This is a genomic window from Virgisporangium ochraceum, assembly GCF_016863655.1.
Taxonomy (GTDB): domain Bacteria; phylum Actinomycetota; class Actinomycetes; order Mycobacteriales; family Micromonosporaceae; genus Virgisporangium; species Virgisporangium ochraceum.
The window spans coordinates 52,230-74,001 of record NZ_BOPH01000018.1 but is presented as its reverse complement, the minus strand read 5'-3'; the positions used below and the strand labels follow the sequence as shown (position 1 = coordinate 74,001).

Sequence of the window (21,772 nt, the reverse complement as noted above, 5' to 3'; positions counted from 1 at the left end):
CCGGCCCAGGGCCTGGCCCGGGACCCGGCATTCCAGGACCGGAAGAACCCATCCCCGGACCAGCGGGACCAGGCCCACCCATCCCCGGACGGCCGGATCCCTGACCCGCCATGCCCGCTGCCGCCATACCCGGTGCGCCAGCGCCAGGCCCACCGGTTGCCTGCGCGGCCATCCCGGGTACACCGTGCGGCGCCATCCCAGGCGGACCCTGCCCGGCCATGCCGGCACCAGACCCACCCATGCCAGGAGCAGGGGCCCCGGCCACACCAGCTCCGGCCATGCCGGAGCCGGAGGCCATGCCGGGACCAGAAGCCATGCCAGGACCGGAGGCCATGCCAGAGCCAGACGCCATGCCGGGACCAGACGCCAGGCCCGACCGAGCCGGCCCCTGACCGCTCCGATCGTGCCCGCCCATGCTGGCCGCCGCCGGCGGGCCGACCCGCGCCGGCGACACCGGCGACACGGGCGGTGCGGACCGGGACGGCCCGCCCGAGATCGGAGCCTCATCCACGACCGGACCCGTCGACGACTCGACGATCTCGCCCGACAGCACGATGCCCGCTCCGGGTGGGCGCCGACCCGGAGGAAGGCGTCCGCCGCTCGCCGGCACCGGGGTCGCGGGCGGAACCCGGCGGGGGGTCTGAGGCACCTGGGGCACCTGGGCCACGGCCCGGGCCCGCAGGCTGTTGGCGTGCTCCATCCGCATCCGGGAGCCCATCGTGCGTCCCGGGAGGCGGACGTCGCCACGGCTGATCTGGGCGACGAACCACGCCGGCAGGTAGCCCTCGATGGGCAGGCCGGGGTTGATCGCCAGCCACCACTCCGGGTTGGGCCACTGCTCCGCCAACTCGCGGAACTGGGCCAACCGGTAGTTACCTGCGTGTTCCGCGAGGCAGGCGCGCATCGCGTGGATAGAGGTGAATGCGAGGACGTGCGTGCGCCCGTCCGATGACCAGGTGCCCCACCCCGGCGAGCGCCGGCCCGCGGAATCGGCCGAAACCGGAAGAAGAAGATCAAGGCGCGCCAGGATTCGGAAGTATTGTTCCTGGTCTCCCGCCCGCAGCACGTCGCGCATCGCCGCCTCGGCTTCGGTGGCCGGGTTCCAGCTCTCCACGGCCACCCCCTTCCGGCTGCTCAGGGCTTGCCACGTCACGCGTGCGCGCACCTTAACCTACCCGCAGTCAGGCGTCAGTAGCGATGCTCCTCTGCGGGGACACCCACCGACCCTGTCCATCGATAGCATTCGGTCGCCGTCGACGACGGGAGGGCCGGAATGCGATCCACCGAAAGGGTATTGCGGGCGCTGGGCGCCACCGTCACCGGCGGTCTGTGTGCGGTACTGCCGGCTCTGGTGGTGCCTGACCGTGTGTACGCAGCGCCGACCTGTCAAGCTCCGCCCGCACCGAGCGTAACTGCGGACGAAGTTCCGTGGGCCCAGCAACGGCAGGGTCCCGACCAGCTCGCAGGCCTCGCCGACGGCGCAAATGTGCTGGTCGCGGTCGTCGACTCGGGCGTCGAGGCCCGGCACCCGCAGCTTGCGGGCGCCGTCGTGCCGGGGGTGGACCGTCTGGACCCCGACAGTGACGGCCGCGTCGACTGCGTGGGCCACGGCACGGCTGTCGCCAGCATCATCGCCGGCCGGATCCGCCCCGGCACCACGTTCCGTGGCGTCGCGCCGGCGGCCAGCATCCTTCCGGTGCGGGTCAGCGAGCGGATCACCGACGACGCCGGCGGCCGCACCGCCAGCCTGGCCGACGTGGCCGCGGCCGTACGCCAGGCCGTCGACCGCGGCGCGCGCGTGGTCAACCTCTCCCTGACCACGGACCGCGACGACCCGACCCTCCGCGAGGCCGTCCGCTATGCCCGCTCACGCGACGCCGTGCTCGTCGCTGCCGCGGGCAACAAGCAGGAGACCGGCAACCCGCCCGTCTACCCCGCCTCGTACGACGGCGTGGTGGGCGTGGGCGCCGTGCAGGCCGACGGCGTCCGGGTCGCCACCTCCCAGACCGGCCCGCACGTCGACCTCGTGGCCCCGGGCGCCGACGTGATCGCCGCCGCCCGGGTGGGCCACGCCCGCTACACCGGCACCAGCTTCGCGGCGGCGTTCGTGACCGGCACCGCCGCCCTGATACGCCAGTACCACCCGACCCTCACCGCCGACCAGGTCGTCGAGCGTCTCCTCTCCACGGCAGACACCCTCGACCGGACGCCCGGGAACGGCCTCGGCGCCGGAGTCGTCAACCCCTACCGGGCGGTGACCGCCAGCCTTGACGGCTCCACCCGCCCCACCCCCGGGCCGGTGACGACGCGGCCACCGGATCCGGTCGCCGTCCAGGCAGCGGCCCGGACCGCCGACCGCCGGCGCACCGCCATCCACCTCGCCCTCGCCGGGGCCGCCGCTCTCGTGCTGCTCCTGGTGGCCGCCAGCGCCGCCCGCGCCCGGACCAACCACACAGGCGCCGCCCGCGCCCGGGCCAGCCGCACGAGGTCCGGCTCCCGCACCTGACCTCGCCCCGCCGCCGGCGAGCACACCGGGACGGCCGTTCGCCGCAGAACAGCCGGAAGCCCGGGTGGTCGGACCGGCCGACCTCCCGGGTTCCGGTCGCCTTTACTCAGTGCGCTCCGAACAGCGACGTATTGCGGCTCTCCGTGCTCGCGTACTCGGCCGCGGACTCGTCGAGGGCCCGCTTGATGTCGCGCAGCATCGTCGACAGGCCCTCGGCTGCTTCGCGCCAACGGGTCTGGCGGATCTGGTAGGCCTGCTGGGCATCGCCCTGCCAGGTGGCGACCAACGGTGTGGCGTCGCGTTCGACCTCGGCCAACTGGTTCTCCAGAGCCCGCAGGGCGTTGTTGATCGAGTCGCCCGCGTGCTGCAGGGCGCCGAACTCGACCCGGATCAGGTCACTCATCGCGGATGCCTCCCCGGGCCGTCAGAGCGGCAGGCTCTGGTGGGCGGTGAACCGGCCGGCGGCGGCCGAGTCGGTGGCGGCGTACTGCCGACCGGCAGTGCGCATCGCCGTCGCCGTTTCGGCCAGGGCCCGGTTCAGCTTCTCCTGGTCGGCCGCCCAGGCCTGCTTGACCTGCTCGAACGACCGGCCGCCCGCACCGGTCCATTGGGTTCGCAGCCCATCGAGCTCGTGCATCAGGCGGCGGAGCATGCCGTCGAGCGAGCCGTTGACGCTCTCGAACCGGCGTGCGGTCGTCTCCATCAACTCCGCACTGGTTTGCGACACAGACATGGTTGTTCCTCCCCAGGACCCTTGTAGCCGGATCTGTAGTTGCCAGATCGCCAGCTGTTGATGTGCCACGCTAACGGCGCCCGTTCCGAGGTCGCCAGACCCAGTTCCCTTCTGTGGATAACTTCGGACTCAACTACCCACAACCCGCCGTGCATCCTGTGGATAGAGGCCGGGACCGGTGGGCAGCAATGCGAGCACCTCCGCCGGAAGCGGCACCGGCCGGGCACCGGAGAACCCGAGCATCGGCAGTACGTCGGACGACGCCAACGGATACCGGACACCCAGATCGGTGACCAGGTAGACCACCCCCGCCTCGGCCCCCGGCGCAGCCCGGGCGGTGGCGAGCACCCCGCGCCCCGGAGGCAGCCGCACCTCGCTCGCCAGGCCCGGCGCCGAGCCCGCGATCGGTGCCCCGCGGGGCTGCGCCGCGCTCACGACCACCTCGCCGCCCGGCACCGACGACGCACACACCGCCTCCGCCGCACCGATCCTGACGGGCCGCGGCACCTCATCCGGCAGCCCGATCCAGCTACCCGGGAACGCGGTTCTCGGCAGCCGGGCGTACTCCCCCGGGCTCAGTGCCGTGGGCGCCGTCTGGCCGACCCGCTCGACCGTGGCCGGATCGCCGAGCACGAGCGCGGCCTGGAACGCCGTCGTCGGCGCCAGCCCGGCCGCGAGCGCAACCGCGTGCTGACGCCCGTCGACCAGGAAGACCTGCCCGATCCGAGCCCCCGGCACCGGCCCGAACGGCTGCCCGCGACCTGGCACCGGCACCCGCCCGATGTCGGCCGCCGCGGCCAGCGCGTTCACCACCGCCGGCGCGACCGGCGCGGGCGTGCCCCACACGAGCATGCCGAGCACGGTCTCCGGTTCCCGGACCCGCGCCCGCCGCCCCTGCCACAGCAGGTGCACCGCGCCATCGGGCGTGGACACCAGCGCGCCGTCGGCCCCGAGCGGATCGCCGCGCGGCGCCGACCCGACCACCACCGTCGACCGGTCGGAGCCGACCGAGCCGCACACCGCCCACGGCCCGGCCAGCAGGTCGCGGCGTCGCGGCAGCGCGTCGGGAGCGCCCGGAATGCCGAGAAGGGGACCGCGTGGAGCGCCGGCCAGCGACCGCCGGGCCACCTGCATCGTCTTCGCGGCGCCCACGATCAGCAGCGCCGAGGCGTAGTTGGCGACCGGGTGCAGCACCCCGTCGAGGTACACGAACTTGGCCCCGGACTCCTTCTCGACGATCACCGCCGAGCCGGACCGCCATTTCGTGGACCCACCCGGCTGGAGCAGGCCCCACACGGCGAACCCGGCGAGCCCGAGTGCGGCGGCGAGCACGCCGGCGAGCAGCGCGAGCCCGGCCCGACGCCCCGGCGGGCGCGACGGATTGCTCTCGTGGGCGGCCATCGCCGAAACCACACGCTGCACGGCGAACTGATACGAATGAAGTTGATCTGATCGCGACGGCACGGACGCCTCCCCAGACGAGCCATCGGCGCCCACGATAAGCGACGGGTCCGACACGGGCCGCCCCGCGGGCGACCGGTTCAGCACCGCGAAAGATCTGGCGAATGGAGCGGGTCGGACACCGTTGGCGGCCCCATGCGACGATCACCAAATGGGCATCCTCATCCGGTTGATCATCAGCGCGCTGGCGTTGTGGATCTCCACCCTGGTGATCGACGGGATCGACGTCGGCGGCACGCCGGCCGAACAGGCCGGCACCCTCCTGGTGGTGGCCGCGATCTTCGGCGTGGTGAACGCCGTCCTCCGGCCGATCATCAAGGTCCTGGGCTGCTGGGCCTACGCCTTGACCCTCGGCCTCGTGGCGGTGGTGGTCAACGGCGCGCTCTTCATGCTGACCAGCTGGATCGCCGGCGAACTGGACCTGTCGTTCACCGTCGACGACTTCTGGCCCACCGCCGTCCTCGGCGCCCTACTGGTCGCCGTGGTGAGCTGGCTCCTCAACCTGGTCGTCCCCGACGGTAAGAAGGACTGACCGGGAGCCAGCCCCTACGGCCGGTAGACCATCAGTACGCGGTTCTCCATGTTCCAGATCTCGACCCGGTCGATGTTGGTGTGCTTGTGGGCGCTGTGCCCGTCGATGTCGAACTTGTCGCCCGGGTTGGCCGTCCAGGTCGTGACCTGCTCGGCCTCGCCGCCGCCCTTCGGCACGACCATCAGCTTGTAGGAGCGCGTCGCACCCGGCTCGCCGTTGTACTCGCACTTCATGTACACCAGCGTGCCGGCGTCCTGGGCCTCCAGCGCCAGGTCGGCGGTGATCGGCAGGTTCTGGGCCGCCGGGGTCATCGCGACGTACTCGGGCCCCGGGTCGGCCGTCCACTTCGGAAGGCCCAGCCCGACGACCAGCGCGAGCGCCGCGGCAACCAGCCCGACCCCGGCGGTGACGAGACGGCGCCGCCGCTGTTCGCGGATCCGCTTGCGCTCGGCGGCCGCGAGCAGCGACACGACCTTGCTGTCCTCCGGGTCGGCGGCCCGGTCGTCGAGGTCGGCGTTCACGGTGGGACCGGCCCACCGCTCGGGCCGCACGACGTTGTTCTCGGCCGGAGCCGGCGGCGCCGGAGTGTCGGCCTCGGACGCGGTCGGCCCGGCCCATCCGATCGGGAAGAGCGCGGCCGAGTCCTCGCCCTCCTGGGCGATCGTGCGGGCGGTCTCGAAGTCGATGCGCCCGAGCAGGCCCGGCAGCACAGCGAGATCGGCGACCTCCTCGCGGCAGATCGCGCAGTCGGCGAGGTGCTTCTCGAAGGCGTCGCGCTCGGCGGGTACCAGGGCACCCAGCACGTATGCGCCCACTTCGATGGTCTGGGGGCACCTCATTGCGTAACCCCCAACTCTTCCAGCGCGACCTTCAGGGCGCGCAACGCGTAGTAGGTCCTTGATTTGACGGTGCCGGGCGGAACTCCGAGGCGGGCTGCCGCCTCAGCTACCGACCGGCCGGCGTAGAAGCACTCCACCAGCACCTCTCGGTGTGGGCGCGACAGGCGGGACAACGCTTCGGCGATCGTCCAGGACTCGACGGCACGGTCGGTGTCGTCGACCACCGGACGCTCGGGTGGAGCATCGGTGACGACTTCCGCCGCGCGGGCATTGCGCCTCCGCCAGGCGTCGATCGCCAGGTTGCGTGCGGTCGTGAAAAGCCACGCCCGCACCGACCCCCTGGCGGGGTCGAGCGCCTGCGGATGCTGCCATGCCCGCAGCATCGTCTCCTGCACCAGATCCTCCGCACGCTGCCGGTCTCCTCCGGTCAGCCGCAGTGCGTGCGCGAAAAGCGCCTCACCGTGATCAGCGTGCAATGCACGCAGCAGCTCGGCGTCTTCGGTACCCACGCTTTGCAGCCCTCCCGCTTCTTATTGACACGCACGCCAGCGCGACATGGTTCACGCCTGGTTCACGTTAGTGCCTCGGTTGATCCACCGGCCCCTCATAGCCTGCCGACATCGCGTTTCCGACTTCACGCAAGGAGATTCAAATATGTCTCACCCTCGACGGCTGTTACCGCTGGTAAGCGGGGGCTTCAGAGGACATTCCGGGCGAAGCGCCATGACCTGCAAGTACCGGTGCAACAACGCATGCGCCCACCCTGAGCCTAACGAATCCGAAAACGCTTACTTCGGTGACATCGTTCAGGCGGAACTGTCCCGTCGGGGCATTATCCGGGCCGGAGCGCTCGTGGTCGGTGCGGCCGGCGCGACCGCCGTCGGGGTCGCCACCCCGGCCTACGCCTCGCCCGAGTCCGAACGCGACGCAGACGCGGCAGCCGGCTCGGCGGCGAGAGGCGGATCGGGCGGCACCGGCGCGGTCGCGCTGGGCTTCAAGGCGATCCCACCCAACAAGCTCGACACCTTCATCGTGCCGAACGGCTACGACCACCACGTCGTCGCGCGCTGGGGAGACCCGGTGCTGCCGGGTGCGCCGGCGTTCGACGTGCGTCGGCAGAGCGCCGCGGCGCAGAAGAAGCAGTTCGGCTACAACAACGACTTCGTCGCCGTGGTGCCGCTCAGCAACGAGCGGGCGCTGCTCGTCTGCAACCACGAGTACACCAACCCCGAACTCATGTTCCCCGGCTACGACCCGGCGGTGCCGCTCACGCCCGAGCAGTGGCGGATCACCCTCGCCGCGATCGGCATGGCCGTCGTGGAGATCGAACGGGTCGGACGCACGGGTCAATGGCAACTGGTGCGCGACGGTCGCCGGCGGTACAACCGGCGCGTCACGGTCTCCGACACGAAGTTCCAGCTCACCGGTCCGGCGGCGGGCCACGCGTTGCTGAGGACCAAGGCCGACCCCAGCGGTCGCTGGGTCATCGGGACGCAGGCCAACTGCGCCGGTGGCGTCACGCCGTGGGGCACGGTGCTCTCCGGCGAGGAGAACTGGAACGGCGTCTTCAGCGGCGGCAACGCGTTGCCCGAGAACCTGAAGCCCTCCTACAAGCGATACGGCGTGGAGACCGTCAACGCGACGACGCCTACCTGGGCCACCGTCGACGAGCGGTTCGACCTCAGCCGGCACCCGAACGAGGCGCACCGCTTCGGGTACGTCGTGGAGATCGACCCGTACGACGCCGACTCGACCCCGAAGAAGCACACCGCGCTGGGCCGGCTCAAGCACGAGGGCGCGAACATCATCGTGGCGCCCGACAAGCGCGTTGTCGCCTACACCGGTGACGACGAGCGCTTCGACTACCTGTACAAGTTCGTCTCGCACCGCAAGATGACGCACAGCCGGCGCGACAACATGAAGCTCCTCGAATCGGGCGACCTGTACGTCGCCAAATTCGAGGGCGACGGCCGCGGACGGTGGCTGCCGCTGGTCAAGGACAACAAGTCGGCGGTCGAGGGAATGAACGTCGAGGAGGTGCTGATCTTCACCCGGCTCGCCGGTGACAAGGTCGGCGCCACCAGGATGGACCGGCCCGAGGACGTCGAGCCGAACCTGAAGAACGGCAGGATCTACTGCGCCCTGACCAACAACGACCGGCGCGGCGCGGCGGGCCAGCCCGGCGTCGACCCGGTGAACCCGCGGGCGGTCAACCGGCACGGCCACATCCTGGAGATCACCGAGGACGGCAACGACCAGACCTCGGAGACCTTCTCGTGGACGCTGCCGATCCTGTGCGGCGACCCGGCCCAGCCCGACACGTACTTCATGGGCTTCGACAAGACGAAGGTCTCGCCGATCTCCTGCCCCGACAACGTCGCCTTCGACGCCACGGGCAACCTGTGGATCGCCACCGACGGCAACGCGCTGGGTTCGAACGACGGGCTCTTCGCGGTCCCGTTGGAAGGTCCCAACAAGGGCCACCTGAAGCAGTTCCTCAGCGTCCCGCTCGGCGCCGAGTGCTGCGGCCCGTTCATCTCCGGCGACGGCCGCAGCGTGTTCACCGCGGTTCAGCACCCCGGTGAGGTGACCGGCGCGCGGGTCGACAACCCGGCGTCGACGTGGCCGGACGGGGATTTCGCGAAGCCTGGTGTCGTGGTTGCGTGGCGTCTCGACGGGAAACCCGTCGGTTCCTGAACGGGCGTTCGGGGGGAGCAACTCGCTCCGGGAGTACAGCGTTTAGCTCCTCTCCGCGAGTTGCTCCCCCCGAACGCCGTCGTGGTACAGCCGGTCGCGCCACCCGCGCTCTCAATGAGCTCGGACGGGGTTGGACGGGGATGTAGCTGCTACTCGCGGAGGATTTCCGCCAGCTGTTGGGCGACCGTCGTCAGGCGGGTCTTGATGGCCTTGGCGGAGGCCGTCAGTTCGGTGGCGGGGACTGTGCAGGCCAGGGCCACGCGGCGGTCCTGCTCGCGGTCCGGGAGGACCAGGAGGGCGGCGCTGCCGATGCCGGGGCGGAACTGGTTCAGCTCCAGGTGGAGACCGCGTCGCTCGCCGGCCGTCAGGTCGGCGTCGAGCGTCTCGGGCGAGGTCAACGTCTGCGGAGTGAAGGCGGGCATGCCCTGCTCCTTCGCGAACCGCCACCGCTGGTCGGCGCTCAGCGTCGCCAGCAACGCCTTGCCCAGCGCGGTCGCGTGCGCGCCGTCGTCGAACCCGACTATCAGGTCCTCCGCGTACGGCGACCGCACACCCTCGGCCACCGCGACGATCGCGACCCGGTTCGTGATGAACCGGCCGATCATGTGCGTGAAGCCCGTGTCGGTGGCGGCCTTGCGCAGGATGTCCTGCACCTGTTGCGGGCCCCGGCACGCGAGCACCAGCTCCCGGAACCGGTCGGCCACCTCCAGACCGACGATGTACGTGCCGTCTTCACGGCGCATCACGTAACCCTCATACGCAAGAGTGCGGACCAGGTGATACGTGGTTGCGACGGTGAGTTCGCACCGTCGCGCGATCTGCTTGACCGTCAACCCCCGAGGCGACTGACCGACCGCCTCCAACACCTGAAAAGCCCGCGACACGCTGCGGATGAGATCCGATGGCTCTGCCTGTGGATCTCTCACCGCCGCCCTCCCCAGTCGCAGCAGTAACAGGCTTTACACCATATGAAACGGACGGCCTTTCGGGGAGCCAAGAAAGCCACCGGACGCTCATATATCGGGCGAGATACCCCAAGTCAGACGCAAGATTGAGCAATGAACACCGTCGCGCCGTGAGAATTCAAGCACTAGCCGTAAGCAACCTTCAAGCCACCGAACGGCTGTACCTGCAGGTTGCAAACGGTGATCGATCTTGATGAGCGATCACTGATCTCACATCTGTGCATCCAAGATCGAGGAACGGCCGGATCCGTGCAGCCTACAGTGCCGATGAACAGCGCATATGCACGTGCAGACGACCGCGCGGAGGTCAGCCGGTGCGGTCGGCGATGTAGTCGCAGAGCGACTCCATGGCCCGGCGGGCCGGCACCTCGGGCAGACCGCTCAATGCGGACCGTGACCGCTCGGCGTACGACCGCACCGTCTCCCGGGCCAGCTTCATCGCCGGCGACTCGCGCAGGAGGCCCAGCGCCTCGGCGTGCAACGCGTCGTCGGTGACCGGGCCGGCGGCCAGGATCTCCCGCAGCCGCACCGAGGCCGCATCGTGGTCGTCGGAGGCCAGTGCGTACAGCACCGGCAGCGTGGGGATGCCCTCACGCAGGTCGGTGCCGGGCATCTTGCCCGACTGCTCGCTGTCGCTGGCGATGTCGAGAAGGTCGTCGGAGAGCTGGAACGCGGTGCCGATGGTCTCGCCGTAGGCGCGCAGCGCGTCCAGATGCGGTGGTGCGACCCCGGAGAACATGCCACCGAAGAGGGCGCTGGTCGCGATCAGCGAACCGGTCTTCTCGGCGATCACGTTCAGGTAGTGCTCGACCTTGTCCTCGCCCTCGGCCGGGCCGAGCGTCTCGGCGATCTGGCCGTGCACCAGACGCGCGAAGGTCCGCGACTGGATGCGCACCGCCTCGAGGCCCAGCTCGGCCGCCAGGTCGGCGGCGCGTGCGAACAGGTAGTCGCCGATCAGGATCGCGATCGAGTTGCCCCACCGCGAGTTGGCGCTCGGAGCGCCGCGCCGCACCTCGGCCTCGTCCATGACGTCGTCGTGGTAGAGCGTGCCCAGGTGGGTCAGCTCCACCACCGCGGCCGCGGGGACGACCAGCGGCGAATCCGGGTCACCGAAGTGGGCACCGACGGCGACCAGCAGCGGCCGGAACCGCTTGCCGCCCGCGTCGGCCAGGTGCGTCGCCGCCTCGGCGACGAGCCGGTCTTCGCTCGCCACCGTGTCCCGCAGCATGACCTCGACCCGGTCGAGGATCCCGATGAGCCCCGCTTGTAGATCAGCATCGATGTCATCGAGGCCAGGAAGCGTGCTTGCCGGCCTGGTACCCGCGCTATCCACGTATCAACGATGCCATACGAGTCGGGCTCCTCTTCCAGCAGCACCGCTGTGGCCCTCCGGGCACGCCGGCCCGGGAGGCCACAGTCGACACTGCGTCATGTGATGGCTCACCTGACGAACGGCACCGCCGACTCCGTCATGTCGATGAGAGGTTGCGGCACCACGCCCAGGAGGAGCGTCGCGGCCGCGCCGATGGTCACCGCGGCGGCGGTCAGCGCGCCGGGGATCGAGACCGCGGGGGTCGACTCGCCGGGCTCCGACAGCCACATGAGGACGACCACCCGCAGGTACGGGAACGCCAGCACCATGCTCGTGATCACACCGGCGATCACCAGCCAGGTCTGTTCGGCGTCGATCGCCGCGGCGAACACGCCGAACTTGGCCGTGAAGCCGCTGGTCAGCGGGATGCCGGCGAACGCGAGCAGCAGGAACGTGAACACCGCCGCGTACATCGGCGAGCGCCGGCCCAGGCCGGCCCAGCGGCTCAGGTGGGTCGCCTCGCCGTCGGCGTCGCGCACCAGGGTGACGATGCCGAACGCGGCCAGTACCGCGAAGCCGTAGGCGACCAGGTAGAACAGCGAGCTCGACAGGCCCGACTCGTTGACCGCGAGCACACCGACCAGCACGTATCCGGCGTTCGCGATCGACGAGTACGCCAGCAGGCGCTTGATGTCGGTCTGGGTCACGGCCAGGATCGAGCCGATCAGCATGGTGACGATCGCGATCGTGCCGAGCACCGGCCGGTAGTCCCACACCGAGCCCTGGAACGCCACGTACAGCACCCGCAGCAGGCCACCGAACGCGGCCACCTTCGTGCACGCCGCCATGAGCGCGGTGATCGGGGTCGGTGCGCCCTGGTAGACGTCGGGCGTCCACACGTGGAACGGCACCAGGGCCGCCTTGAACAGCAGGCCGATCGCGATCATGGCCAGGCCGACGTAGAGCAGCACGACGTCCTTCGGCTGCTCCTGCACCGCCCGGTTGATCTCGCCGAACTGCACGCCGCCCGCGTAGCCGTAGACCATCGCGATGCCGAACAGGAAGAACGCCGAGGCGAACGCGCCGAGCAGGAAGTACTTGACCGCCGCCTCCTGCGAGAGCAGCCGGCGCCGGCGGGCCAGCGCGCAGAGCAGGTACAGCGGCAGCGAGAACACCTCGAGCGCGATGAACATCGTCAGCAGGTCGTTCGACGACGCGAACAGCATCATGCCGCCGAGGCTGAAGATCACCAGCGGGTAGACCTCGGTCGCGCCACCCTCCTCCGCCGCCTGCTTGCGGTCGGCGTCGGTGTTGGCGGTGACGGCCGCGTGTGCGACGAACGCGCCGCCGTGCTCCAGGGTCCGGTCGCTGATCAGCAGCAACGCGACCAGGCCGAGCACGATGATCGCGCCCTGCAGGAAGACGCCCGGCTTGTCGACCACGAGCGAGCCGCCGGCGGTGATGCTGCCGTTCTTTCCGTCGTCGGCGATCGCGTTGGCCGCGGTGAAGACGGCGACCAGCGCACCGATCAGCCCGGCGACGGCGAGCACGAACTGCACCCGGAACCGGGCCGCCCGCGGCGCCGCGGCCTCGACGATGACACCCAGACACGCCGTGCCGAACAGGATGAGCATCGGCAGGATCGCCGCATAGTGGATCGACGGAGCGTTCAACGCTTCCATCACCGGGCTCCTTCAGCCGAGGTCGGTGCGGGGTCCTTCTTGCCGATGTCGGAGAGGGTCGCCTGCACCGCCGGGTTGATCACGTCGAGGACGGGCTTGGGATAGACCCCCAGCACCAGGATCAGCACGATCAGCGGCGTCACCACGGCCGCCTCGCGCAGCGACAGGTCCTTGCGCATCGCCGTGACGCTCTCGAGCGCCGGGTTCAGCGTGCCCTGCGTGGTGCGTTGGATCATCCACAGCACGTACGCGGCCGCGAGGATGATGCCGGCCGTCGCGATGATCGCCACCGGCTTGTTGACCGTGAACGTACCGATCAGCACCAGGAACTCGGAGACGAACGGCGACGTGCCCGGCAGCGCCAGCGACGCCATGCCGGCCACGAAGAAGACGCCGGCGAGCACCGGCACCATCTTCCCCGCGCCGCCGAAGTCGGTGACCAGCGCGCTGCCGCGCCGGGCCACGAACATGCCGACCACCAGGAACAGGAGACCGGTCGCCAGTCCGTGGTTGAGCATGTAGAGGACCGCGCCGGAGCCGGCCTGCGTGGTGAACGCGAAGATGCCGATCCCGATGAAGCCGAAGTGCGCGATCGACGTGTAGGCGACCAGTCGCTTGAGATCCTGCTGGCCCACCGCGAGCAGCGCGCCGTAGATGATTCCGACCAGCGCGAGCACCAGACCCAGCGGGGCGAAGTACTTCGACGCCTCGGGGAACAGCGGCAGGCAGTAACGCAGGATGCCGAACGTGCCGACCTTGTCGAGGATGCCGACGAGCAGCGCCGCCGCACCGGCCGGAGCGGCCGAACCGGCGTCGGGCAGCCAGGTGTGGAACGGGAAGAACGGCGCCTTGATCGCGAACGCGACGAAGAAGCCGAGGAACAGCCAGCGCTCCGCACCGGTGGAGAAATCGGCCGCGAGCAGCTTCTCCCAGTCGAACGTGTTGCCGCCGAGGACCCACAGGCCGATCACCGAGGCCAGCATGAACAGGCCGCCGACCAGTGAGTACAGGAAGAACTTCACCGCCGCGTACTGCCGCTGCGCGCCGCCGTAGGAACCGATGAGGAAGTACATCGGCACGAGCATGACCTCGAAGAACACGTAGAAGAGGAAGATGTCGGCGGCCGCGAAGACGCCGAGCATTGTGCTCTCCAGCGTGAGCAGCAGCGCGAAGTACGCCGGGATCGAACGCCGGCTGTGCTCCGCGTCGTGCCACGAGGCCAGGATCACCACCGGCACCAGCAGCGCGATCAGCGCCAGCATCACCAGCGAGATGCCGTCGGCGGCGAACGTGAACCGGGCGTCCCACGCGTCGATCCAGGGCAGCGAGGTGCGGAACTGGAAGCGGGTGCCCTTGGCGTCGAACGACACCCACATCACGACGGTCAGCGCGAGGATCAGCAGCGACCAGACGAACGCGACCTGCTTCGCCAGGACCGGCTTCGCCTTCGGCAGGAACGCCACCAGAAGCGCACCCACCAGCGGAGCTCCTACCAGAACAGGCAGGAACGGAAAGTCACTCATGCGATCGCCCCGCTTCGCGCGGCGAGGCATTCGCGACGCACTGCGTTAATGATTCGCTCGCAAGACTCGCTCATCCGAGCGTCACCGCCAGCATGGCTGCCACCACGATCAGGGCTCCTCCGAGCATGGACAGGGCATAGGACCGCACGAAGCCGGTCTGCATGCGGCGCAGCCGGCTCGAGCCGCCACCGATGCCGGCGGCCAACCCGTTGACCAGCCCGTCGATGCCCCGGTTGTCGATGTAGACGAGGGCCCGGGTGAGGATGCGCCCGGGCAGTTCGAACACGACCTCGTTGAGGGTGTCGAAGTAGAGGTTGCGCCGCGCGGCCTTGACCACCGGACCGGCCGACGGCTCCACCAGCGCGGTGCCCTTGCGGAACAGCAGGACCGCGAGACCGGTACCGACTACGACCACCGCGAGCACCATCGCCGTCACCGTCCAGTGGCCGAGGTGACCGTGGGCCTCCTCCTCCTCGCCGAAGACCGGGTTGAGCCAGTCGACGACCGAGGTGGACATCAGGAAACCGGACGCGACCGAACCGACCGCGAGCAGCACCAGCGGCACCGTCATGATCGGCGGCGACTCGTGCGGGTGCTGGTTGTCCTCGGTCCACCGCTTGGGGCCGTGGAAGACCAGCACGTACAGGCGGGTCATGTAGAACGCGGTGAGCCCGGCGCCGATCAGCGCGGCCGTACCGAGCACCCAGCCGCTCCAGCCCTCGCGGTTGAACGCCGCCAGGATGATGGGGTCCTTGGTGAAGTACCCGGAGAACGGCGGCAGGCCCAGGATCGCGAGGTAGCCCAGCGCGAACGTGATCCAGGTGACCTTCATGACCTTCGACAGCGCGCCGAAGCGGCGGATGTCGACCTGGTCGTGCATCCCGTGCATCACCGAACCGGCGCCGAGGAACATGCCGGCCTTGAAGAAGCCGTGCGCCAGCAGGTGGATGATGCCCAGCGCGTACGCGGCGCCGCCCAGACCCACCGCCAGGAACATGTAGCCGATCTGCGAAACGGTCGAGTACGCGAGCACCCGCTTGATGTCGTCCTTGGCCGCGCCGATGATGCACCCGATCAGCAGCGTGACCGCGCCGACGATCACCACGACGTTCTGCGCCGTGGGCGAGGCGTCGAACACCGGGTGGGCGCGGGCGATCAGGTACACGCCCGCGGTGACCATGGTGGCCGCGTGGATGAGCGCCGACACCGGGGTCGGGCCCTCCATCGCGTCGGGGAGCCAGGTGTGCAGCGGGAACTGGCCCGACTTGCCGCACGCGCCGAGGAGGAGCAGCAGGCCCATCGCGGTGACGGTGCCGGCGGCGAGCTCGTTGACGCCGCTGAAGACCTCTTCGTACTGGGTGGTGCCGAGCGTGGCGAACATGAGGAAGATGGCGATCGCCAGGCCGGTGTCACCGACCCGGTTCATCAGGAACGCCTTCTTGCCGGCCGTCGCGGCGCTGTTCCGGTCGTACCAGAACGAGATCAGCAGGTAGGACGCGACACCGACGCCCTCCCAGCCGATGTAGAGCATCACGAAGTTGTTGCCCAGCACCAGCAGGAGCATCGCGGCGATGAACAGGTTGAAGTACCCGAAGAACCGCCGGCGGCCCTCGTCGTGCTCCATGTACCCGACGGCGTAGATGTGGATCAGCGAGCCGACGCCGGTGATCAGTAGCACGAACAGCCCGGAGAGCGGGTCGAGCAGGAACCCGACGTCGACGTGCAGGCTGCCGACCGACATGAAGTCGAACAGGCTCACCTCGGCCGAGCGGTTGCCCCCGAGGTCGCGCAGCGCCAGGAAGTAGGACAGGCCCAGGCCGAACGAGGCCACGACGGCCAGGACGCCGAGCCAGTGCCCCCACTTGTCTGCCCGCCTGCCGAGCACCAGCAGAACGGCCGCACTCACCAGCGGGATCGCCACCAGTAGCCAGATCGACTGCAACCAGCCGCTGGCCGCGGCGAACTCCACGGTCGTCTCTTCCACCGTGTCCCTCTCAGTACTTCAGCAGGTTGGCGTCATCGACGCTGGCCGACCGGCGGGTCCGGAAGATCGCCATGATGATCGCGAGCCCGACCACGACCTCGGCCGCCGCGACCACCATCACGAAGAACGCCATGACCTGGCCGTTCAGGTCGCCGTTGATGCGGCTGAACGTGATCAGCGACAGGTTCGCCGCGTTCAGCATCAGCTCGACGCACATGAACAGCACGATGGCGTTGCGCCGGATCAGCACTCCGACCGCCCCGATCGTGAACAGGATCGAGGACAGCACGATGTAGTAGGTGGGTGTCACTGTTCGGTCCCCTTCGGGGCAGCCTCGGCGGCGGACAGCTCGCGCTGCGGCAGGATCCGGGAGATGCTGCGGTCGGCCGGCGAGCCGTCGGGGAGCACGGCGGGCGTCGCGACCGAGGTGGAGGTGGCGAACACGCCCGGGCCGGGCTTCGGCGCCGGGTAGTTGCCGGGCGCGAACCGGGCCCGCATCTGGTCGGGCTGCGACCTCTTGTCTTCCTTGCGCTTCTCGATGTGCGCCAGGATCATCGCGCCGACGGCGGCCGTGATCAGCAGGGCCGACGTGACCTCGAACGCGAACACGTACTTGGTGAACAGCAGCGCCGCGATTCCCTGGACGTTGCCGTTCTCGTTGGCCTGGGTCAGCCCGACGGCGTCGTTGGTGTCGCCGAGCGCGCGGTACAGGCCGGTGCCGACCAGCAGCGCGAACCCGGTGCCCAGCAGCACCGCCGCCATCCGCTGGCCGCGCAGCGTCTCGATGAGCGAGTCGGACGCGTCGCGACCCACCAGCATCAGCACGAACAGGAACAGCATCATGATCGCGCCGGTGTAGACGATGATCTGCACCATGCCGAGGAACGGCGCCGCCTGCATCGCGTAGAACGCGCCGAGGCAGAGCATCACCACGACGAGGAACAGCGCCGAGTGGACCGCGTTGCGCGCCCACACCATGCCGATGGCGCACAGCACCGCGATCGGAGCGAGCACGAAGAACGTGGCGGCCTCGCCGCCCTTCACGTCACCGGCGGCGAGGGCGGCGTCGGCCAGCGAGTAGATCACCGGCCCTCCCCGTACTGCTGCGCCTGAGCGGTCTCGACCCGGGGTTCGTGGGCGTGGCCCGGGTTGTGCTCGGCGCCCGCCGAGGTTCCGGGGTTCAGCGGACCACTGAGGTAGTAGTCCTTCTCGGTGTCGCCGAGGTACATGTCGTGCGGCGGGTGCTCCATGCCCGGCAGCAGCGGCGCGAGCAGCTGCTCCTTCGTGAAGATGAGGTCCTTGCGGCTGTCGCGGGCCAGCTCGTACTCGTTGCTCATCGTCAGCGAACGGGTCGGGCAGGCCTCGATGCACAGACCACAGAAGATGCAGCGGGCGTAGTTGATCTGGTAGATCGACGCGTACCGCTCACCGGGCGAGAAGCGCTCCTCGTCGGTGTTGTCGGCGCCCTCCACATAGATCGCGTCGGCGGGGCAGGCCCAGGCGCACAGCTCGCACCCGATGCACTTCTCCAGGCCGTCGGGGTGCCGGTTGAGGATGTGCCGGCCGTGGTAGCGCGGAGCCGGTGGCTTGCGCTGCTCCGGGTACTCCTCGGTGACCACCTTCTTGAACATGTGCGAGAAGGTGACGCCGAACCCCTTGAGGGTTCCCCTGATCGCCACGGTCAGGACTCCTTACCCATCGAGACGGTCTCCCGCTCGGTGTCGCTTGTGGACGATCGCCCCACAAGGACCCGCTCCGCCCGCGGGCTGGGCGGCACCTCCAGGTCGAGCGGCGGCACCGGGAAGCCCTTAGTGGCGCCGACGCGTCCCTTCTTGGCGTCGACCCCGGCGACGCCGGGGCTCTCCTCGGCCTGCTTGCGCGACGGCCAGAACATCCAGATCGCCAGTACCAGCAGCACCGGGACGCCGATCCACAGGACCCGCTGAACGGTGCTGAGGTCGCGGTCCTGCACGGTGCGCACGCCGGCCAGCGTGAGGATCCAGACCAGGTTGGCCGGGATGAGCACCTTCCAGCCGAACCGCATGAACTGGTCGTAACGCAGCCGGGGAAGCGTTCCCCGCAGCCAGACGAAGACGAACAGCAGCAGGATGACCTTGATCGAGAACCAGAGGACCGGCCACCAGCCCTGGTTCGCGCCGTCCCAGATGGAGATCGGCCACGGCGCCTGCCACCCGCCGAGGAACAGCGTGGCGCACAGGCCCGAGACGGTGACCATGTTGATGTACTCGGCGAGGAAGAACAACGCGAACTTCAGCGACGAGTACTCGGTGTGGAAACCGCCGACGAGCTCGCTCTCGGCCTCGGGAAGGTCGAACGGCGCCCGGTTGGTCTCACCGACGGCGGCGATCGAGTAGATGACGAAGCTCGGGATCAGCAGGATCGCGTACCAGCCGGGCAGCGTGATGTCCCAGCCGAAGATCTCGGTCTGCTGTCCGTGCCGCTGCGCATCGACGATCTGCGAGGTCGACATCGTGCCGGCGGTCATGAAGACGGCCACGATGGACAGCCCCATGGCGACCTCGTACGAGATCATCTGAGCGCTCGAACGCAGGCCGCCGAGCAGCGGGTACGTCGACCCGGACGCCCAGCCGCCCAGCACGATCCCGTAGATGCCCATGGACGAGCACGCCAGCACCACCAGCACCGCGACCGGCATGTCGGTGAGCTGCAGCGGCGTCTTCTCGCCGAACACCGAGACCATCGGGCCGAACGGGATCACGGCGAACGCCGTGAACGCCGCGACCGTGGAGATCACGGGTGCGAAGAAGAACACCACCCGGTCGGCGCCCTTGGGCATGATGTCTTCCTTGAAGGCGAGCTTGAGCCCGTCCGCAAGGGACTGCAGGATGCCGAACCGGCCGCCGACGCGGTTGGGTCCGGGCCGCACCTGCATGCGTGCCACGACCTTGCGCTCGTACCAGATCGCGAACAGCGTCATCACGACGAGGAACACGAAGACCAGCAGCACCTTGGCGAGCACCAGCCACCAGGTGTCCTGACCGAACTGTTCGAGACCCATCAGGAGTGACCCCCCTGCGCGAGAATCGGGCCACCGCTGGAGCCCGCCGAGATGCGCACGACGTCGCCGTGGTTGGCGCCGATCGTCCGCCGCACCGTTGAACCGGGTGAGTTGGTCGGCAACCAGACCACCCCGGTCATCATGCCGTCGACGATCAGCGCCGGAAGCGTGATCGCACCGTCTCCTGTGGACACCCGCACCGGGTCGCCGTCGACGACACCGAGGCCGGCCGCGGTGGCCTTGCCGATGCGGGCCGCCGGCGGACGGGCGGTGCCGGACAGGTGCTCGTCGCCGTCCTGGAGCGCACCGAGGTCGATGAGCTGGTGCCAGGTGGCGAGCCGGACCTCGGCCGCACCCGGCTCGTCGATCGACGCCGGTGACACCGACGGCGCGGTGGCGCGCGGCGCGCGCGTCTCGCCGATCGCCGCGATCTGCCGCAGGATCGCGAGCACGTCCTGGCAGCCGAGCTGCTCACCCATCTCGCGCGCGATCGAGTCGAGCACGCGGGCATCGGTCATCGCCGAGGTGCGCAGCACCGCGTCGAACGCCCGGACCCGGCCCTCCCAGTTGAGGTAGGAGCCGGACTTCTCGACCGCCGGCGCGACCGGCAGCACCACGTCGGCGCGGCGCGACACCGACGACAGCCGCAGCTCCAGGCTCACCAGGAAGCCGACGTTGTCGAGGGCTTCCTCGGCCAGCCGCGGGTCGGCCAGGTCGTGCGGGTCGACGCCGCCGACGACGAGACCCTTCAGCTCACCGGCACTGGCCGCGGCCAGGATCGCGTCGGTGTCGCGGCCGGCGGCGGTCGGCAGGGCGTCGACGCCCCAGGCCTTGGAGACCTCGTCGCGCGCCGCCGACTCGGCCACCGGCCGGCCGCCGGGCAGCAGCGTCGGCAGGCAGCCGGCGTCGAGCGCTCCCCGGTCGCCGGCCCGCCGCGGGATCCAGGCCAGCTTGGCACCGGTCTCCGCGGCCATCCGCGCGGCCGCGGTCAGTCCACCCTGGACGGTCGCGAGGCGCTCGCCCACGAACAGAAGCGCTCCGGGCGCGCTCAGCGCGGCCCGGACCACCGCGGCCTCCGTCAGCGCGGTGGCCTCCGCGCCGGGCACGGTCGGCAGCAGGACGCCGTTGAGCTTGCTCAGCCCGCGCGACGCGAACGGCGCGATGGAGATGACCCGCAGACCCTTGTTCGTGGCCGCCTTGCGCAGCCGCAGGAACAGGATCGGGCACTCCTCCTCCGGCTCGAGGCCGACCAGCACCACGGCCGGCGCGGCTTCGATGTCGGAGTAGGTCACCGGGAACCGACCGGCCACAGTGGACGCGAGGAACTCGGTCTCCTCGACGCTGACCGGCCGGGCGCGGAAGTCGACGTCGTTGGTGCCGAGCACCGTACGGGCGAACTTGCCGTAGGTGTAGGCGTCCTCGACGGTCAGGCGACCGCCGGCCAGCACGCCGACGCCACCCTCCTCGCGGGCCTTGCGCAGGCCTTCGGCCGCCACGCCCAGCGCCTCCGGCCAGCTGGCCTTGCGGAGCTCACCGCTGCGCTTGTCGCGCACCATCGGCTCGGTGATGCGGTCGAACGCGGTGGCGTACTGGAACGCCCACCGGCCCTTGTCGCAGTTCCACTCCTCGTTCACCGCCGGGTCGTCGCCGGCCAGTCGGCGCAGCACCTTGCCGCGGCGGTGGTCGGCCCGCTGGGCGCAGCCTGCCGAGCAGTGCTCGCAGACGTTCGGCGAGGACACCAGGTCGAACGGACGCGCCCGGAACCGGTACTGGGCACCGGTCAGCGCACCCACCGGGCAGATCTGCACGGTGTTGCCGGAGAAGTAGGAGTTGAACGGCGCGTCGAGCTTGTCGGCGTCGCGGGCGCCCTCCATGCCGGTCTCCCCGACCACCTCGGAGGCGTCGACGTCGATGCGGCCGGTGAACACACCGATCTGCTCGTCGGCACCGCGCTCCATCAGGTCGATGAACCGGTCGCCGGCGATCTCGTCGGAGAACCGGGTGCAGCGCTGGCACAGCACGCACCGCTCGCGGTCGAGCAGCACCTGGGACGAGATCGGAATCGGCTTCGGGTACTCGCGCTTGTGCTCGTGGAAGCGGGTCTCGGAACGGCCGTTGCTCAGCGCCTGGTTCTGCAGCGGGCACTCGCCGCCCTTGTCGCACATCGGGCAGTCGAGAGGGTGGTTGATCAGGAGGAACTCCATGATCCCCTCTTGCGCCTTGCGGGCGACCTCGCTGGTGAGCTGGGTGCGCACGACCATGCCGTCGGCGACCGTCTGCGTACAGGACGCCGACGGCTTGCGCTGACCCTCGATGTCGACGAGGCACTGCCGGCAGGCGCCGGCCGGTGCCAGCAGCGGGTGGTCGCAGAACCGGGGAATGGCGATGCCGATCCGTTCCGCGACGCGGATGACCAGCTCGCCCTTCTCGGCCTCGACCTCGATGCCGTCGATGGTGAGCTTGACGAGGTTGGTGGGCTTTACTACGTCAGTCATCGT

At 69.8% G+C, this 21,772-nt stretch carries 19 protein-coding genes and 1 pseudogene; 4 read left to right on the top strand and 16 right to left on the bottom strand.

The features are described from left to right. The first annotated feature begins 413 nt into the window (after positions 1 to 413). Positions 414 to 644 carry a hypothetical protein gene (locus tag Voc01_RS06990; RefSeq protein WP_203926445.1) on the top strand — a complete coding sequence of 77 codons (231 nt, stop codon included), beginning with the start codon at positions 414 to 416 and terminating at the stop codon, positions 642 to 644. A gap of 176 nt (positions 645 to 820) precedes the next feature. Here the strand turns inward: Voc01_RS06990 and Voc01_RS55095 are convergent. Further along, positions 821 to 1,075 (bottom strand): annotated as a pseudogene (locus Voc01_RS55095) (SseB family protein); the annotation flags it as partial. 198 nt (positions 1,076 to 1,273) lie between these two features. Between Voc01_RS55095 and mycP the strand changes: the two are divergent. After that, positions 1,274 to 2,506 carry a type VII secretion-associated serine protease mycosin gene (gene mycP, locus Voc01_RS06985; RefSeq protein WP_203926444.1) on the top strand — a complete coding sequence of 411 codons (1,233 nt, stop codon included), beginning with the start codon at positions 1,274 to 1,276 and terminating at the stop codon, positions 2,504 to 2,506. Positions 2,507 to 2,612: 106 nt separating this feature from the next. Here the strand turns inward: mycP and Voc01_RS06980 are convergent, their stop codons facing one another. From Voc01_RS06980 to eccB, 3 genes are all read right to left on the bottom strand, one after another. Further along, positions 2,613 to 2,909: a WXG100 family type VII secretion target gene (locus tag Voc01_RS06980; protein WP_203926443.1), complete on the bottom strand. Its 297-nt coding sequence runs from the start codon at positions 2,907 to 2,909 to the stop codon at positions 2,613 to 2,615. 21 nt (positions 2,910 to 2,930) lie between these two features. Further along, a complete protein-coding gene (locus tag Voc01_RS06975) occupies positions 2,931 to 3,239 on the bottom strand; it encodes a WXG100 family type VII secretion target (RefSeq protein ID WP_203926442.1) in 309 nt (102 codons plus the stop codon). A 129-nt stretch (positions 3,240 to 3,368) separates the two neighbouring features. Further along, positions 3,369 to 4,703: a type VII secretion protein EccB gene (gene eccB / locus Voc01_RS06970; protein ID WP_203926441.1), complete on the bottom strand. Its 1,335-nt coding sequence runs from the start codon at positions 4,701 to 4,703 to the stop codon at positions 3,369 to 3,371. Between the two features lie 148 nt (positions 4,704 to 4,851). Here eccB and Voc01_RS06965 point away from each other — a divergent pair, with 148 nt between their 5' ends. Continuing rightward, on the top strand, positions 4,852 to 5,232 hold the full coding sequence (locus tag Voc01_RS06965) for a phage holin family protein (protein WP_203926440.1): 381 nt from the start codon (positions 4,852 to 4,854) through the stop codon (positions 5,230 to 5,232). Between the two features lie 14 nt (positions 5,233 to 5,246). On the opposite strand, the gene Voc01_RS06960 is transcribed toward Voc01_RS06965, so the two are convergent. After that, positions 5,247 to 6,071, bottom strand: coding sequence for an anti-sigma factor family protein (locus tag Voc01_RS06960; RefSeq protein ID WP_203926439.1), 825 nt, complete (start codon positions 6,069 to 6,071; stop codon positions 5,247 to 5,249). Continuing rightward, positions 6,068 to 6,559 carry a sigma-70 family RNA polymerase sigma factor gene (locus tag Voc01_RS06955; RefSeq protein WP_239160025.1) on the bottom strand — a complete coding sequence of 164 codons (492 nt, stop codon included), beginning with the start codon at positions 6,557 to 6,559 and terminating at the stop codon, positions 6,068 to 6,070. Before Voc01_RS06955 ends, Voc01_RS06960 begins: the two co-directional genes overlap by 4 nt. Before the next feature lie 166 nt (positions 6,560 to 6,725). Here Voc01_RS06955 and Voc01_RS06950 point away from each other — a divergent pair, with 166 nt between their 5' ends. Further along, positions 6,726 to 8,768: a PhoX family protein gene (locus tag Voc01_RS06950; RefSeq protein ID WP_203926437.1), complete on the top strand. Its 2,043-nt coding sequence runs from the start codon at positions 6,726 to 6,728 to the stop codon at positions 8,766 to 8,768. Between the two features lie 149 nt (positions 8,769 to 8,917). Here the strand turns inward: Voc01_RS06950 and Voc01_RS06945 are convergent, their stop codons facing one another. The 10 genes from Voc01_RS06945 to Voc01_RS06900 form a co-directional block, all read right to left on the bottom strand. Continuing rightward, the gene (locus Voc01_RS06945; protein ID WP_203926436.1) at positions 8,918 to 9,694 is read right to left on the bottom strand and encodes an IclR family transcriptional regulator; all 777 of its coding nucleotides are present in this window, start codon (positions 9,692 to 9,694) and stop codon (positions 8,918 to 8,920) included. 346 nt (positions 9,695 to 10,040) lie between these two features. Continuing rightward, a complete protein-coding gene (locus Voc01_RS06940; RefSeq protein ID WP_373873790.1) occupies positions 10,041 to 11,066 on the bottom strand; it encodes a polyprenyl synthetase family protein in 1,026 nt (341 codons plus the stop codon). Positions 11,067 to 11,173: 107 nt separating this feature from the next. After that, the gene (gene nuoN, locus Voc01_RS06935) at positions 11,174 to 12,727 is read right to left on the bottom strand and encodes an NADH-quinone oxidoreductase subunit NuoN (RefSeq protein ID WP_203926435.1); all 1,554 of its coding nucleotides are present in this window, start codon (positions 12,725 to 12,727) and stop codon (positions 11,174 to 11,176) included. Further along, complete coding sequence (locus tag Voc01_RS06930) at positions 12,727 to 14,250, bottom strand: NADH-quinone oxidoreductase subunit M (RefSeq protein ID WP_203926434.1); 1,524 nt, start codon at positions 14,248 to 14,250, stop codon at positions 12,727 to 12,729. Before Voc01_RS06930 ends, nuoN begins: the two co-directional genes overlap by 1 nt. A 70-nt stretch (positions 14,251 to 14,320) precedes the next feature. After that, on the bottom strand, positions 14,321 to 16,234 hold the full coding sequence (gene nuoL / locus Voc01_RS06925) for an NADH-quinone oxidoreductase subunit L (protein ID WP_239160003.1): 1,914 nt from the start codon (positions 16,232 to 16,234) through the stop codon (positions 14,321 to 14,323). Between the two features lie 10 nt (positions 16,235 to 16,244). After that, positions 16,245 to 16,544: an NADH-quinone oxidoreductase subunit NuoK gene (gene nuoK, locus Voc01_RS06920; RefSeq protein WP_203926433.1), complete on the bottom strand. Its 300-nt coding sequence runs from the start codon at positions 16,542 to 16,544 to the stop codon at positions 16,245 to 16,247. Then, on the bottom strand, positions 16,541 to 17,317 hold the full coding sequence (locus tag Voc01_RS06915) for an NADH-quinone oxidoreductase subunit J (protein ID WP_373873795.1): 777 nt from the start codon (positions 17,315 to 17,317) through the stop codon (positions 16,541 to 16,543). The genes nuoK and Voc01_RS06915 overlap by 4 nt, the downstream gene beginning before the upstream one ends. Continuing rightward, complete coding sequence (gene nuoI, locus Voc01_RS06910) at positions 17,317 to 17,913, bottom strand: NADH-quinone oxidoreductase subunit NuoI (RefSeq protein WP_445009825.1); 597 nt, start codon at positions 17,911 to 17,913, stop codon at positions 17,317 to 17,319. The genes Voc01_RS06915 and nuoI overlap by 1 nt, the downstream gene beginning before the upstream one ends. Positions 17,914 to 17,915: 2 nt before the next feature. After that, the gene (nuoH, locus tag Voc01_RS06905; protein WP_203926432.1) at positions 17,916 to 19,274 is read right to left on the bottom strand and encodes an NADH-quinone oxidoreductase subunit NuoH; all 1,359 of its coding nucleotides are present in this window, start codon (positions 19,272 to 19,274) and stop codon (positions 17,916 to 17,918) included. Further along, positions 19,274 to 21,769, bottom strand: coding sequence for an NADH-quinone oxidoreductase subunit G (locus Voc01_RS06900; RefSeq protein ID WP_203926431.1), 2,496 nt, complete (start codon positions 21,767 to 21,769; stop codon positions 19,274 to 19,276). Before Voc01_RS06900 ends, nuoH begins: the two co-directional genes overlap by 1 nt. Positions 21,770 to 21,772: the final 3 nt, after the last annotated feature.